This window comes from Mucilaginibacter sp. (genome assembly GCF_965277465.1).
Taxonomy (GTDB): Bacteria; Bacteroidota; Bacteroidia; order Sphingobacteriales; family Sphingobacteriaceae; genus Mucilaginibacter.
The window spans coordinates 73,436-88,436 of sequence record NZ_CBDICW010000002.1; the positions used below are offsets into that span (position 1 = coordinate 73,436).

The 15,001-nt window shown below is 41.7% G+C and carries 11 protein-coding genes; 2 read left to right on the forward strand and 9 right to left on the reverse strand.

Annotated elements, in window-relative coordinates:
* Positions 1 to 56 precede the first annotated feature (56 nt).
* Both katG and ACQY4U_RS12630 read right to left on the reverse strand, forming a co-directional pair.
* Complete coding sequence (katG, locus tag ACQY4U_RS12625; RefSeq protein ID WP_428329803.1) at positions 57 to 2,333, reverse strand: catalase/peroxidase HPI; 2,277 nt, start codon at positions 2,331 to 2,333, stop codon at positions 57 to 59.
* Positions 2,334 to 2,640: 307 nt separating this feature from the next.
* Positions 2,641 to 3,672, reverse strand: coding sequence for a family 43 glycosylhydrolase (locus ACQY4U_RS12630; protein ID WP_428329804.1), 1,032 nt, complete (start codon positions 3,670 to 3,672; stop codon positions 2,641 to 2,643).
* Between the two features lie 151 nt (positions 3,673 to 3,823).
* Here ACQY4U_RS12630 and map point away from each other — a divergent pair, with 151 nt between their 5' ends.
* Positions 3,824 to 4,588, forward strand: coding sequence for a type I methionyl aminopeptidase (map, locus tag ACQY4U_RS12635; protein ID WP_428329805.1), 765 nt, complete (start codon positions 3,824 to 3,826; stop codon positions 4,586 to 4,588).
* A gap of 178 nt (positions 4,589 to 4,766) precedes the next feature.
* Here the strand turns inward: map and ACQY4U_RS12640 are convergent, their stop codons facing one another.
* The 6 genes from ACQY4U_RS12640 to ACQY4U_RS12665 all read right to left on the reverse strand — a co-directional run bounded on the left by ACQY4U_RS12640 (position 4,767) and on the right by ACQY4U_RS12665 (position 13,055).
* A complete protein-coding gene (locus ACQY4U_RS12640; protein WP_428329806.1) occupies positions 4,767 to 5,639 on the reverse strand; it encodes an EamA family transporter in 873 nt (290 codons plus the stop codon).
* A 376-nt stretch (positions 5,640 to 6,015) separates the two neighbouring features.
* On the reverse strand, positions 6,016 to 8,097 hold the full coding sequence (locus ACQY4U_RS12645) for a M56 family metallopeptidase (protein ID WP_428329807.1): 2,082 nt from the start codon (positions 8,095 to 8,097) through the stop codon (positions 6,016 to 6,018).
* A 10-nt stretch (positions 8,098 to 8,107) separates the two neighbouring features.
* Positions 8,108 to 8,470, reverse strand: coding sequence for a BlaI/MecI/CopY family transcriptional regulator (locus ACQY4U_RS12650; protein WP_428329808.1), 363 nt, complete (start codon positions 8,468 to 8,470; stop codon positions 8,108 to 8,110).
* 201 nt (positions 8,471 to 8,671) lie between these two features.
* Entirely contained in the window at positions 8,672 to 9,874 is a 1,203-nt protein-coding gene (locus ACQY4U_RS12655) for an FAD-dependent monooxygenase (protein ID WP_428329809.1), read from the reverse strand.
* A gap of 430 nt (positions 9,875 to 10,304) precedes the next feature.
* The gene (locus ACQY4U_RS12660; protein ID WP_428329810.1) at positions 10,305 to 12,659 is read right to left on the reverse strand and encodes a glycoside hydrolase family 3 C-terminal domain-containing protein; all 2,355 of its coding nucleotides are present in this window, start codon (positions 12,657 to 12,659) and stop codon (positions 10,305 to 10,307) included.
* An 18-nt stretch (positions 12,660 to 12,677) separates the two neighbouring features.
* Entirely contained in the window at positions 12,678 to 13,055 is a 378-nt protein-coding gene (locus tag ACQY4U_RS12665) for a hypothetical protein (RefSeq protein WP_428329811.1), read from the reverse strand.
* Positions 13,056 to 13,262: 207 nt separating this feature from the next.
* Here ACQY4U_RS12665 and ACQY4U_RS12670 point away from each other — a divergent pair, with 207 nt between their 5' ends.
* Positions 13,263 to 14,036, forward strand: a complete 774-nt coding sequence (locus ACQY4U_RS12670; protein ID WP_428329812.1) for an NUDIX hydrolase — start codon at positions 13,263 to 13,265, stop codon at positions 14,034 to 14,036.
* A 29-nt stretch (positions 14,037 to 14,065) separates the two neighbouring features.
* On the opposite strand, the gene ACQY4U_RS12675 is transcribed toward ACQY4U_RS12670, so the two are convergent.
* The gene (locus ACQY4U_RS12675) at positions 14,066 to 14,962 is read right to left on the reverse strand and encodes a helix-turn-helix domain-containing protein (RefSeq protein WP_428329813.1); all 897 of its coding nucleotides are present in this window, start codon (positions 14,960 to 14,962) and stop codon (positions 14,066 to 14,068) included.
* Between the last annotated feature and the right edge of the window lie 39 nt (positions 14,963 to 15,001).

Here is a 15,001-nt window from a genome sequence, read left to right on the forward strand (position 1 = left end):
AAAAAAAACAGGCAGATGGTTATGCCATCTGCCTGTTTAAATTGGCTTTATATCAATTAGTTAATGTCGAAACGATCAAGGTTCATTACTTTGTTCCATGCGGCAACAAAGTCTTTCACAAATTTACCCTGACTGCTTGATGTGCCATAGATCTCGGCAATGGCCCTTAGCTCTGCATGCGAACCAAATACAAGGTCGGCACGGGTTGCTTTCCATTTTAATTCGCCGGTTTTGCGGTCACGGCCCTCAAATAGCTCTTTATTTTCACCAGATGATTTCCAGGCGGTGCCCATATCAAGCAGGTTAACAAAGAAATCGTTTGTAAGCTGCCCTACATGTTTGGTTAAAATACCATTTGCAGATCCATCGTAATTAGCATTCAATGCACGCAGGCCTCCAATTAATACGGTTAATTCTGGTGCGGTAAGCGTTAACAATTGTGCCTTATCAATCAAATATTCTTCTGTAGATACTTTACCTGTTGATTTGCGGTAATTGCGGAAACCATCAACCACGGGCTCTAAATATTTAAATGACTCCACATCGGTTTGATCCTGCGAAGCATCGGTACGGCCGGGCGTAAACGGAACAGTGATATTTTGGCCTGCATCATAAGCGGCTTTTTCTACTGCGGCGCAGCCGGCAAGTACAATCAGGTCGGCAATGGAAACTTTTTTACCATCGGCTTGAGCACCATTAAATTCCTGCTGAATGCCTTCAAGTGTAGATAGCACTTTATCTAATTGTGCTGGGTTATTAACTGCCCATTGCCTTTGCGGCGCTAAACGGATGCGCGCGCCATTGGCACCGCCACGTTTATCGCCACCACGGAAGGTAGAAGCAGAAGCCCATGCGGTTGATACTAATTGCGAAACTGTTAAACCAGAGCTTAGTATTTTTGCTTTCAACGCTGCGCTGTCGTTCTCGTCGATCAGCGGATGATCTACGGTAGGCACAGGGTCTTGCCAAATTAATACTTCGGCGGGTACGTCAGCACCTAAGTAGCGTTCGCGCGGGCCCATATCACGGTGGGTAAGTTTGTACCATGCGCGTGCAAAAGCATCTGCAAACTGATCAGGGTTTTCATGAAAACGCCTTGATACTTTTTCATATTCCGGATCAAACCTTAACGAAAGATCGGTAGTAAGCATGGTTGGCAAATGTTTCTTTGTACTGTCAAAGGCATCGGGTATAATGCTCTCTGCATTTTTGGCAACCCATTGGTGTGCGCCTGCAGGGCTTTTGGTCAGTTCCCACTCAAAACCAAAGAGGTGATCAAAATAATCGTTACTCCATTGGGTAGGGGTTGTGGTCCAGGTTACTTCCAGTCCGCTGGTTATGGCATCAGCGCCTTTGCCGCTTCCATAGCTGTTTATCCAGCCTAAGCCCTGTTCTTCCAAATCAACGGCTTCGGGTTCTTTACCAACATTATCTGAAGAGGCGGCACCATGTGTTTTACCAAAGGTATGCCCGCCTGCAATTAGTGCCACGGTTTCTTCATCGTTCATGGCCATGCGTTCAAAAGTATCCCTAATGTCTTTAGCTGCAGCAACCGGATCAGGGTTTCCGTCAGGCCCTTCAGGATTTACGTATATTAAACCCATCTGTACAGCGGCAAGCGGCTTTTCAAGGTTACGGGAGTGGATGTCGCCATCGGCATCATCATCTGTTACCAATACCCCATTACTCTCTGATACACCCGGCGAACCATGCGCATAACGCAGATCGCCACCCAGCCAGGTAGTTTCAGATCCCCAGTAAACGGCCTCGTCAGCTTCCCACACATCCTCGCGGCCCCCAGCAAAACCAAATGTTTTAAAGCCCATTGATTCAAGGGCGATATTACCGGTAAGAATGATCAGATCGGCCCATGAAATACTGTTGCCGTATTTTTGTTTGATAGGCCATAGCAAACGCCGTGCTTTATCTAAACTCACGTTATCTGGCCAGCTATTAAGCGGGGCAAAACGCTGTAAGCCCTGCCCGGCGCCGCCGCGGCCATCGGTAATGCGGTAAGTACCGGCACTGTGCCAGGCCATACGGATAAAAAGACCACCATAATGACCAAAATCAGCCGGCCACCAGTCTTGCGAATCGGTCATTAGCGCATGCAGATCACTCTTTACAGCCTCTAAATCAAGGCTCTTAAATGCTTCGGCATAATTAAAGTCTTTATCCATTGGGTTTGATAAAGAGGAGTACTGTCGTAATATATTTAACTTAAGCTGCTTAGGCCACCAATCGTTGTTTTTAGTGCCGCCTTGCCCGGCATTATTTTTCATACTGCCGTTATGAAACGGGCATTTGCTGATGTCGTTTGAATTGTTTTCCATTATGTTTATTATTTGAAGTAGGTCGTTGATTACTTTAACGCTTACAGATTTATAACATTGCTAAATATATTCAATTTTGTAATTTACCAGATAGCAAATTGTTAAAATTATTATGCTGTTAATGGTAATTATACATTTAGATTATAATTAAAGTATAGTTATATAGCTGGCAGGAATATAGTAACGAAGAGCGAAAACTTAGCGAAGTAAACCAAACATCTACAACAAAAAATATAATATAATTTGTTTCACAACAGGTGGGGCGCCTGAATTTCCCCGTTGTTAAACTCTACCACCATATCCGGAATTATTTACCCTCAGGTTTATCATTTACATAGTTCCATTTTCCTGTTTTAACATCAATTGTCCAAGCCTTAGGTTCGGGTAGCCAAAGCTTACCGTCGCCAATCTGCACAGGGATCCAGATGTAGCGCGAATCCGATAGTTGCGATGGTTTCCAGCGGTCGCCCATAAAAATCACCGTGGTGTCTTTTGATCCGGCAACCTTAATAAACATGGTTGATTGTGAACTGTACGTTTTTGTTTCTGGCGGTGCTATGTTCTCGAAGCTGCTCCAGGGGCCATATATAGAGGCCGACGTTGCCACCTTATTGGGGTTGGGCGACCAGCCAGATAATGCCGAGCCAACCACATAATACAAACCTTTGTAATGCACAATTGCCCCGCCCTCTAACGGGGCATGAATAAATGAAACCTCTTTATCCACGGTCAAATAATCGGCTGATAGCTTTGCAATGTAAAAACCATCTGTTGGCCGGCATTCAAAAATCAGGTAGGCGGTTCCATCATCATCAATAAACTGGCCTATATCCCGGCTCTCCTTATCCAGCGGCCTGAATGCTTTAAGGTATTTGAACGGGCCGGTAGCTTTATCGCTTATGGCAACGCCAACCCGCGCGTAATCATAAGCCCATTTTGATTTCGAAATGCCTTTTATGCCGCCATCAATATGCATATACATCACATATTTTTTGGTTGCGTTATTATAATATACCTTGGGCCGTTCCAGTACCCAGTTATTGGTTAATATGGAATCGGGCCTTTTCAGCTTAATAGCATAACCCCTGAATTTCCAGTTCATCAAATCGTTCGATGAATAGCAGCTCACGTAACGGTAGCCTGTATCAAGCCCCGGCCTGCGCTCCTCGCCGTACCAGTAATATACTTTACCTATTTTAACAATGCCTCCGCCGTGTGCCTGTATATGGTCGCCATTGTTATCCGGCCAAACTTCGCCTGGCTTTATGGCATTTTGCTTTTGTGCAAATGCAGTTGAAAGTATTGTTAAAAAGAATAAAGTAAGTAGTTGCCTTTTCATAGCTTTTTTTGTTGTTTTGATTGCCTTAACTTATTAAAAACCTTACCTTTTGACAGCTGGGCCGTTACTTTATGTGTTTTTAATAAACTGACGTTTGATAAACGCAATCAAATATATTAATTGTTAATTTTACACCAATAAATACTGAAAAATGTCTATCACTACCGAAAACGAAAGAATAGGAATGCAGCAGGCAAGTGATGCTGTTGCCATAACGCTTAAAAAAATGCGTGATTTTGCTAAGCCGGGCATTTCAACCAAAGAGCTTGACGATTACGGCGGCGAATTACTGGCACAAATGGGCGCAAACTCGGCACCCAAGCTAACCTATAATTTCCCGGGATATACCTGTATCAGTATCAATGAGGAAGCTGCGCATGGCATACCATCGGCAGATAAAATTTTAAAAGAGGGCGACCTGGTAAATATCGATGTATCGGCAGAATTAAATGGCTTTTGGGCCGATAATGGCGGTTCGTTTGTATTGGGCGAGGATATTCACGGGCATGGAAAACTGGTAGCAGCATCTAAAGAGATCTTAAGAAAAGCGATCAGTAATATTAAAGGTGGCGTTAAAATATCGGAGATTGGCAGGTTGATTGAAACGGAAGCCAAAAAAGCCGGCTACACGGTAATTAAAAACCTGACCGGGCATGGTGTTGGCCGCAGCCTGCACGAAGAACCGCACGAGATAGCCAACTATTACGATAAGTATAATACCGAACGTTTCAGAAAGAACTCGGTAGTAGCGATAGAAACTTTTATAGCTACCAAATCAACAATTGCAGATACCCAGGCCGATGGCTGGACCTTATTAGGAAATAAAGGTGGTTTTATTGCCCAGCACGAACATACTATTATGGTTACCAACGGCCAGCCGGAAATACTTACCGCGCAGAACGGGATTTGGGATTAGTGAGTATTGGTGAGTGATTAGGTTTACCAATGTTTTTTATTTGCCTAAAACCTGATTTTTTATAGTTTTAGTAACTAAAGGAATTAAATAAAATTAAACATTGTTTACAGCAGCTTTTTTCACAATGTGGTTAAGGCTTCCATCTACAGCACTAAGTGGCACTTGTCTATTTTAAACTTTATATATCGGGAGTGATCTTCCCGATGTTTCCCCGGTTGCCGATGGTTGCCCCGGTACTTGCTATCACCACCAGGATCACTGCGGCATATTCCTGCAAGGAAAGGTATTCGTTTAGGAATATCAGCCCACAGAGCGCCCCAACAGCGGGTTCCATGCTCATCAATATGCTGAACGTTTTGGTAGGCATATACTTTAGCGCATACATCTCTAACGAGAACGGAATGGCGCTGCAAAATAATGCCAGGCCTACGGCGGGTATGATCATGCCGCTTTTAAAGTTTAAATGAATTCCGTTTGTGAAAGCAAAGGGAAGGGCCACAATCAGGGCAAACAGCATCCCTATAGAAACCGCCTGCCCGCCATCTATAACAGCAGAAACCCTTCGGCCTAAAACAATATAACCGGCCCAAAAAGCACCGGCCAGCAACGCCATCCCCGCGCCAAATAGATCAATATTGGTATTGTTCCACGGCGTCATCAAAGCAATGCCAGCTGTGGCCAGCAATACCCACAAAAACTCGATGAGCCGTTTTGAACTGAATACTACGAGTAATAAGGGGCCTATAAATTCAAGCGTAACTGCGATGCCCAGCGGGATACGCGACAGCGCGAGGTAGTAGATTAAATTCATGCCGCCAAGACATAAGCCATAGGGAATCACAGCCTTCCATTGCACGCGGGTTAATGTTTTTAATCCCGGCCTGTTAACGGCCAGCAATATCAGGGCAGATAAACCTATCCTAACCGTAGCAGTAACAACCGCACCCAGCGCAGGGAAAAGTTCTTTAGCAATAGTAGCACCAATTTGAACGCTTAAGATGGAGCCTAAAACAGCTAATAAGGGGCGTAAGGGGATCTTATTTTTTTGCATCAGCGCATACCGGTAGTGGCGCTAAATGTATGAAGATTTTGAATAAGGTTTTAGTTGAAATATTAAGCATTCCCTAACCACCAGTTGCAAACCCGCGGGAGCAAAAAAAGAAGAGAACAAGGTATATTATAAAAAAAAGAAGGATGTATCAAAGGTAAAATCACAAAGGGTAAGCCGAATAATATTTGCAATCGACAATCTCCGTGTTTCTTTGCGCCTTTCTTAGAGCACTCTGTGGTTAATTTCACCACGGAGAGCACTAAGACACAGAGATCTCAAAGACAGTATTATTTGGCGACCTTTTGATTTTACCTTTGATATAGCCCGATCTGAATAAGCAGTTTTACAGAATAATTCCTGCACTAATCATGCAATTCTAATTTGCTTTTACCCAAACATCTTGCCCAAAGGCCAAAACCTGGGTTATGTTGCCGGCATTATCACTTGTAAATTGGAGCGTAAAGCCAGGCTGGTTTTTTGAAAAAAAGTCTAACTTATCTGTAGCTACAAAATCAATTTGATGATCATCCCATAATTGTTTTAAAACTAAGCCGCTATCGGTAGCGCTAATTTGTATAAATTGTCCTTTTTCGTTCTTAAACTCATACTTGCCCTCCAGTTTTTTAAGGTCCGGTGCAGATAATTTTATTTCCACCGGGGCATGATAGTTATCATTTCTTATCCAAACATCTTTACCAAAGGCTAAAACCTGGGTAATATTGCCGGCATTATCAGCGGTAAAGTCAAGGGTAAACTGCGGGTTCTCTTCTGCCAAAAAATTTAAGGCGCTTGTGGCTTTAAAAGCAACTTCCCTGTTGTCCCATAATTGTTTTAAAACTAAACCATTGCCAACAGCGCTAATTTGTAAAAACTGTCCTTTTCTGTCTTTAAACTCATAATAGCCCTCAAATTTTTTAAGATCCTGTATAGCTAATTTTATTCTTACAGGCGGTTGGTAGCTGTCAACTTTATTCCATTCATCCTTATTTAAGGTACTGAATTTTGTAGCAGTACCCTCGTCATTTTTGCTGAAATTAACGATCCTGAGATAGCCGACGTGAACAAGAAACGAAACATCCGATTGGGCCGACATTGTTGTTTCTTTGCCATCCCAAAGTTGTTTAGCAATCAATTTGTTTTGTTTTGCAATAATCTGTACGTAAACCGCCTTATTCGCTGCTTTTTGATAAATCCCCTCCAGGGCCTTAAGCTGCTGTGTATTAAGTGCAGGGTCCTTTAGGTCGCCATCGTTTGCTTTCAGCCAAACGTCATGGTTAAAAGCCAGTAATTGCGTCGCATTTCCATCTTTGTCTTTGGTAAACTTAAACGGTGCGCCGCCATCGGTGATAAAGTTAAGTTCACTTTTTTGTTTTAATGAAAATTTGTCCCCGTCCCATAATTGTTTAACCACTAAAACGTGGTTTACTTCGGATAATTGGAGATAGGCACTTTTATCTGGCATCCGGTATAAACCCTCAATAGCTTTTAAGGGATCGGCATTAGAAGTCGTGCTTTTTCCGCTCACGGTTTTTTGGAGCGCACTTACACTTAATGGGTTAATTAAGAAATAACTGGCTGTAACCAGTAACAATACAAATGCATACTTGTATACATTGGCGCTTGGCGATTTTTTTAAATTCATCATTTTAATACGAAGTTTGATTTTTGAAGAATTATAGAGGTTAATTAATGGGTAGCCTTGCAGTAGTTTAAGTGAACTATGCAGAATGCTGAGTTGGTAGTCCTTTTTATTAAAGCCGCTGTTTATTACTTCGCCATCTGCAATGTATTCGTGGTTAAGCCTGATGTAGCGTTTAAAATATATCATAAGCGGGTTAATCCATAATATAGCATGCACAAGTTCAGCAAAAAGTATATCTATGCTATGCCACTGCCGTATATGTACCTTTTCGTGCGAAATGATTTGCTGCGATTCGCGGTCATTATAAAGCTGTTTGTTGATAAACAGGTAGTTGAAAAATGAAAACGGGGCCGTGCCATCAAAAGTACAATAGTAAATACCGTGTTTAAATTCTTTGTCTGTCCTTTTGATCAGGATGCTGAGCCTCATCAATTTTATAATCAATCTGATCAATAAAACCAGGCTTACCAATAGGTAGGCACCCACCAAGATTTGCATTAACGAGGGCGGTGTAAAGCCTTGTTTATCGGCAATATAAGTAGTGTTAATGTGCGTGTTAACTGCCTGCGAATGGCCAATAGTTGTATATAGGTTATTTAAAGGATTAACCGTTATTAACTGGCGCTGAATGGTAGCTAAATGAGTAAAACTCAATTCGGGCAGAAAGGGTAAAAGCGGGGATAACAATAAACTGAAAAGCAGGTAGAACCTGTTTTGCCAAAATGATTTATCGTTTTTGAGCATCAATAAATAAAACAGGAACAGTATGGAAATAACCACATTGGTTTTTAGCAGGTATATTATTAATGGTTGCATTGCACTAAGTTTATTTGTTCTTATCTTCTATCATTTTGATGATCTCTTTCAGCTCATCCAAGGATACTTCGTCCTCTTCGGCAAAAAATGACACTACATTTTTCATGGAGTTACCAAATAGCCCCGCTAAAAGCGGCCTTACAAATTTGCGGGTGTATTCCATTTTTGATATGGCGGGAGCGTACCTGTAGGTACTGCCAAAATCTTCATACTTTAAAAAGCCCTTGTCTGCCAGGCGGCGCATCATGGTTGCCACGGTATTGATATGGGGTTTAGGGTCGGGCAGTTCATCGCGCACTTCCTTAACAAAGGCTTTCTTTAACCGCCAAATCGCTTGCATCAGGGATTCTTCCTTTTCGCTCAATCGTTTCATATACAATTATAAAACTATTATTGTAATTACACAACTACAATTGTAGTTTTTATGAAACTATTTTATTTCGTGTGAAATGGATTAGGATTTTGCCTGTTTGGTAGTGGTTATCAACAATATGACCTAAAATGTAAAAAGCCTCAAATCTTTCGATTTAAGGCTTTTATTTCACAGGACAAAATTCAAACTTTGATAATGATATTAAGCTGTTGTAAAATCAGGAAGTTCGATTTCGTCTTTTGCTGTATCCTTATTTTTACTGCTAAACAATTTACCAACCTTTTTAATAAATTGGCTTGCCAATATCCCGGCGACGGTGTTAACTACAGCAACGCCGAATTTAGATTTTGGATGCGCAAGCCATGGAACGCCCGGCGGCAGGCGTTGAACATTTTTAACAAAGGGGCGCATACGTTTTTCATAAGCTGTAAATGCGTCTTTATACTTATAATGGCGTGACAGTTCGCCAGCCAGCAGGTACGCGCCTACGATAGCCAACGTGGTGCCCATACCAGTTAGGGGAGTGGGGCAATAAGCTGCGTCGCCAATCATTCCTGTACGGCCATTGAACCATCTGGGTGCATGCACCTGGCTTATGCCATCAAAATATACATCATTATTTTTTTCAATTTCTTTGGCTAAACGATCTTCCTCCCATCCGGCGCCTGATAGTTTTTCTTTTAAGATCTTTTTCTGTTCGCTGTTTGATAGCTTCTGTATGCTTGTGTCATTTGAAAGGAAGCTGAATGATGCCCTAACGGTACCATGATTATCTGGCCTGATCAGCATTACCCTTGATCCGGTTGCCGTGTACCAGCGCGCCCATTGGGTGTCCGTTGCTTTTTTAGGAATGGTGTACCAGGCGTTATATAACCCAACAAATTTAATTTCCGGCTCATCGCCAAAAATCAAATACCTGGTGGTTGACCGTACACCGTCAGCAGCTATCAGTAAATCATATACCTCTTTGTCGCCATCGCTGAAGGTTACTTCAACGTTGTCATCATGCTGATCTATTGCTGTTATATATTTACCAAAAACATACTTTACATCGTCTTTAGTTTTGTTGTATAATATATTAACAAGGTCGCCCCGCAAAATTTCTGCTTCGCTTGTAAAGCTGCCGGCACCATCGCTCGGGAAGGCAGCCTTAACATTATTGTCTTTGTCTACAAACTGAAGGCCTATTTCCCCGGTATTCGCAGCCAGAATCTCTTCTTCTATACCCATCATCTTTGTAATAGCACGACCGGCACCCCTCACATCAAGGTTTTGTCCCCCTAATCTTAATGATTTTGAACGTTCTACAATAGTTACATCAAAACCGTATTTAGCCAGCCAAAATGCCAGCGTTGGGCCTGCAATGCTGGCGCCAGAAACTAATACCCTTTTATCACCCCGCATTATATATTGATGTTTATATATTTTATTAGTTAGGTTATCTATAAATGACTGATAATTATACCTTTTTCAAAACAATCTATTTTAGGAATATTAAAGAAACTTTTAATTCTTTAAGCCGCTTGCTTCAAATTTGTTCCGGTTGCTTCCACGCTCAAGATACGAAGTTCAATTCAGTTATGATCAGATAAAATAAGCAGACTTGAGCAGTATATTAAAGGACTAATAATGGATACTCATAAGACTGAGTACGAATCGGCGACTCTCTTACCCGCAGCCAGAAGTTTGTAAATGGGGCGCTATGCAAAAAGGCCACTCTTTTTGAGTGACCTTCTGCCAAAGTTTTGAGAATGTGCTAATTGTACAAGCTATTGATGATTTAAAATTGATAGATAGTAATTACAACGCCCTAACATAATCAAAAAGGACACTATTAATTATTGCTTTTCAGCTCATCAATATTCACCGTCGGTGCAAGCGCCTTGTGATCTTTCTCTACTATAATGGTTTTAACAAGTTTAAATGATTTGGCCAGCTTAATATTTTCGCTTGAAGCGCCGATTGTAACTTTGTATTCGCCTGCATCTGCAACCCATGCAGATTGGGCTGTATTAAAGGAAGCCAAAGCTTTTGCATCCAGTGTAAAGGTCAGCGTTTGCGACTCACCTGGTTTCAGCAATTTAGTTTTTGCAAATCCTTTCAATTCTTCGGATGGTTTATCCAATTTTCCTTTCGGTGCTGATAAGTATAGTTCAGCAACCTCTTTGCCGGCCTTGCTGCCAATATTGGTTATGGTAACCGAAACTGTTAATTTCTCACTGAAAGCAGGGCTGCTTAAAGTTAATTTTGAATATGAAAAATTAGTGTACGAAAGGCCGTAACCAAATTCGTAAGCTGGTTTTACTTTAAAGGTGTTATAATAACGATAGCCTACGTAAATTCCTTCCTGGTAAGTTACTTCGGCCGGTACTGATCTTCCAATCATGCTCATGGTTGCTTTCTCAGGAAATTCCTTACCCGGGAAGTTTTTAGCCGACGGCACATCGCTGTAGGCTGCCGGGAAAGTTGTTGCCAGTTTGCCCGAAGGGTTCACTTTTCCGCTCAGCACATCGGTAATGGCATTGCCACCTTCTTCGCCCGGTTCCCAGGCCAGCAATATTGCATCAACTTTATCACGGAAGGTGGTAACATCAATCACCCCGCCAATATTCAGCACCGCTATAACCGGTTTGTGTTTAGCGTGGAAAGCTTCGGTAACCTGGTTTATCATGTCTGTTTCCTGGGCCGTTAATTCGTAGTCGCCATCCATTTTACGGTCGTTTCCTTCACCTGCATTTCTGCCTATATACACAATTGCAACATCCGTAGCATCTGCCTTTTGCGCGGCACTTCCACCGTCAACTTTATATTCGGGGGCAAATGGTGTAGGGTTCATTATTTCCTGTAACATCGCTTTTTTTGGATGCTTTGCAGCATAATCTTTCAGGTAATCCCTGTAACTATTTTCAAGTAGCTTATCAACTTTATATCCGGCATGCGCAAGGCCTTCGGCAAGTGATATAGCGTAAGGTTTATTTACGTCGCCGCTGCCTGTGCCGCCAGTAATAAGATCGTAACCATGCGTGCCAAACAAGGCAACCGATACTTCGCTTTGCATAGGTAATGTATTGCCCGCGTTTTTTAATAGAACCATACTCTCTGCTGCTGCAGTTCTTGCTACTTCAGCATGTGCTTTAAGATCGGCTTTGTCAGGATAATCGTAGCCTTTGCCGGTAAGCGTTTTAAGCAGCACATTTAAAATACCTTCTACATTTTTATCAAGTACAGCTTCCGAAAGTTTTCCGCTTTTAACCGCTTCCGTTATTGCTTTGATTTGTGCAGGCGAACCAGGCATAAGCAGGTTGTTACCTGCCTGCAGTTGTGCCACGGCATCTTTGCCGCCAAACCAGTCTGTCATCACAAAACCTTTAAAACCCCAATCATCGCGCAGTATTTTTGTGATCAGATCGTTACTCTCGGAAGTATAAGTTCCGTTGATCAAATTGTACGAACTCATAATTGTCCAGGGCTGCGACCTTTTTACCGCAATCTCAAAGTTGCGCAGGTAAATCTCGCGCAAAGCACGTTCGCTTATTATTTCGTTTACCGAATTACGATTGGTTTCCTGGTTATTGGCTGCAAAGTGCTTTAAGGTAGCACCCACACCCTGTGATTGTATGCCATTGATAATTGCTGCTGCCGATGACCCTGATATTAATGGATCTTCGGAGTAATATTCAAAGTTGCGGCCACCAAGCGGGTTACGGTGTATGTTGGCACCCGGCCCCAATATAAAGTCAATACCATAAGCTTTAATCTCTTCACCGAATGCAACGCCTACTCTTCTGATTAAAGTAGTATCCCAGCTCGAAGCCAGCAATGTGCCCACCGGCCATGCGGTAGAATAAGCATTGTTTGCTGAGTCTTTAGCAGTCATGGCCCATCTGTGAATGCCCGAAGGGCCATCAGCCATACTTACCGACGGAATGCCAAACCTTGCGATAGGAATAGTATGACCCGAAACGGCGAAAATTTTATCAGGAGTTTTATCGTTCGATCCCATGTCGAGGCCGGGTAATGAAAAGCCCTTTCCAACAACTATTTTTACCTTGTCTTCAAGGGTCATGTGCTTTATAATGTCTTTGATAGGGTCCTTACCAAATTGAGGTAAGTTGCCCTGTGCAAAAACAGATTGCCCGATAAAAAGCAATGCCGCCGCTGCAAGCGGTACGAAAACTAATTTTTTCATTTCTTTTATGTAGGTTATTTACTTGGTTTCTTTTATACGCACACCTTTGGCCTCATATGCCCCAATCAGGCTGCCTTTAACATGGTCGTCATCGATGGGGTCTAACGTAAGCGTAACATCGTAGCTTTGAATGTTGAAAGCAGCCGTTATTGATTTGGCGTTCTCGTCAATCTGTGTAATTTTGGCTAATTCCTTACCTGTTGTATCCCTTACTGCGCCTGTCAATTTGCCATCTTTCCGTTCAAAAACAAAAATCATTTTTGAATCGCCATTAGGTGTACCCATAACGGTTACCGCCCATTTACCCGGGAAATAATTAGCTGTTGACTGTGCCCTGGCACCAACACTAATAAACAGGCCCAGCACTAACACTAAAATTAAGTTTAATTTTTTCATAAAATTGGTTTTAAAATTTGGTTTTTAATTGGAATATGGCAAAACCATTTTTAATGGTATCCATTACGTATATTCGACGGAATAAAAATAGCGTTGTTACACTTAACTTCCAAATTTCATTGTGTTTATTTTACGCAATGAAGTTTAAGTAGTTTTGCAGGCAGTAAAAAAGGTAATATTGAACACCAGGAAACGTTTTTAAAAGCAATGATTCAGGAAGAGGTACTTGATTTTTTTAAAAATTCGGATAGTTATTTACATAACGTATCGGTAGATAATGTGATTTTTGGTTATCACGAAAAAGAACTTAAAGTACTGCTTCAGCAGCCTTTTTCGTTAGATAAATGGACGGTAACCGGTGGCTATATCATGAAAACAGAATCGATTGAAGAAGCCGCTGTTAGGATAGCATTTGCCCGGACAGGGTTAAGAGACCTGTTTTTTGAGCAATTCCGTTCTTTCGGCACCCCCCAACGGTCGGTCGACAGCGGTTTTAGTGCCGCGCACTTAACAGCATTAAGCGGAATGGAGGTGCCTGCAAATTCGTGGATATTTGAATACTTTGTTTCTGTAGGTTTTTACACTTTGACAGAGTTTTCGAAGGTAGAAATAAGGAAAGGCGATTTAGAAGCTGCCTGCCAGTGGTGGCCGATAAACGACTTACCACCTATGATGTTTGATCATAAAGACATTATTGCTGCGGCTTTAAAAGCGCTGCGCTTACATATTGCACATTACCCTATTGGTTATGAGCTGCTTTCTGAAAAATTTACCCTGCCCGAAATTCACAGCCTTTATGAAACCATTTTAGGCAAATCGCTCGATGACAGAAACTTTACCAAACGGCTGCTGGCAACAGGGATAATCATCAAACTCAACGAAACAAAAAAAATTGGCGCCCATCGTTCGCCGTTCCTTTATAAGTTTGATAAAGAGAAATATGCCGAAGGTTTAAAAAGCGGCGTGGAGCTGGCTTTTTAATATCAAGCTAATTGATTATAGCTTTTATACTAATTTAATGACCGGTATTCATTCGGTGTATAACCTACCCTTTGCTTAAAAACCCTTGTAAAATGTTGCGGATACTTAAAGCCTAATTCATAAGCGATCTCGCTCACCGATTTATTCTTGTCAAATATTTTTTCTTTAGCTACATCCATCAATTTTAGTTGAATATATTCCTGGGCAGATTTTCCTGTTTCTTTCTTGATAAGGTCACCAAAGTAGTTGGTTGAAAGGTTTAAGTGTTCGGCACAATAGGTAACCGATGGCAACCCTAAATCCTGCGGTTTTTCTGTTTTAAAATATTCGGTCAGTAAATCCTCAAAACGTTGTAAAATACCTTTATGCGCTGTTTCTCGGGTAATGAATTGACGGTCGTAAAACCGGACACAATAGTTAAGAAACAATTCAATATTAGAAACGATCAGGGTTTTGCTGTGTTTATCAATAGCATGTTCCAGCTCAAACTTAATTTTTGCAATGCAGTCAAAAATGATCTTTCGTTCACTCTCAGATAAATGAAGGGCCTCGTGTATATCGTAAGAAAAGAAAGAATAGTCCTGGATATGCTTTGCAAGTGCTGTTCCTTTGATCAGGTCGGGATGAAATATTAGGGCTGTGCCATGAGGCTGAAAGTATTCGCCGTTATTCTCAATTCCTATCACCTGCCCGGGGCCAATAAAAACCAAAGTACCTTCTTCATAATCATAATAGTTACAACCGTATTTTATATTTCCGCATTTAATCTCCTTTAAAAAAACAGTATAAAATCCAAAATTCTGCCGTGCATTATGCCTCCTGCTTGATTTGGAAAGGTCAATCACACTTACCAGCGGGTGCAGCGTCTCATTGTTGTTAAATGCGTTATATTGCCCAACGGTGTCAAATTTTATTACGTCTTCCATCTTTTTATTCTTTAACTCATTCAAAGTTAACGCTTCATT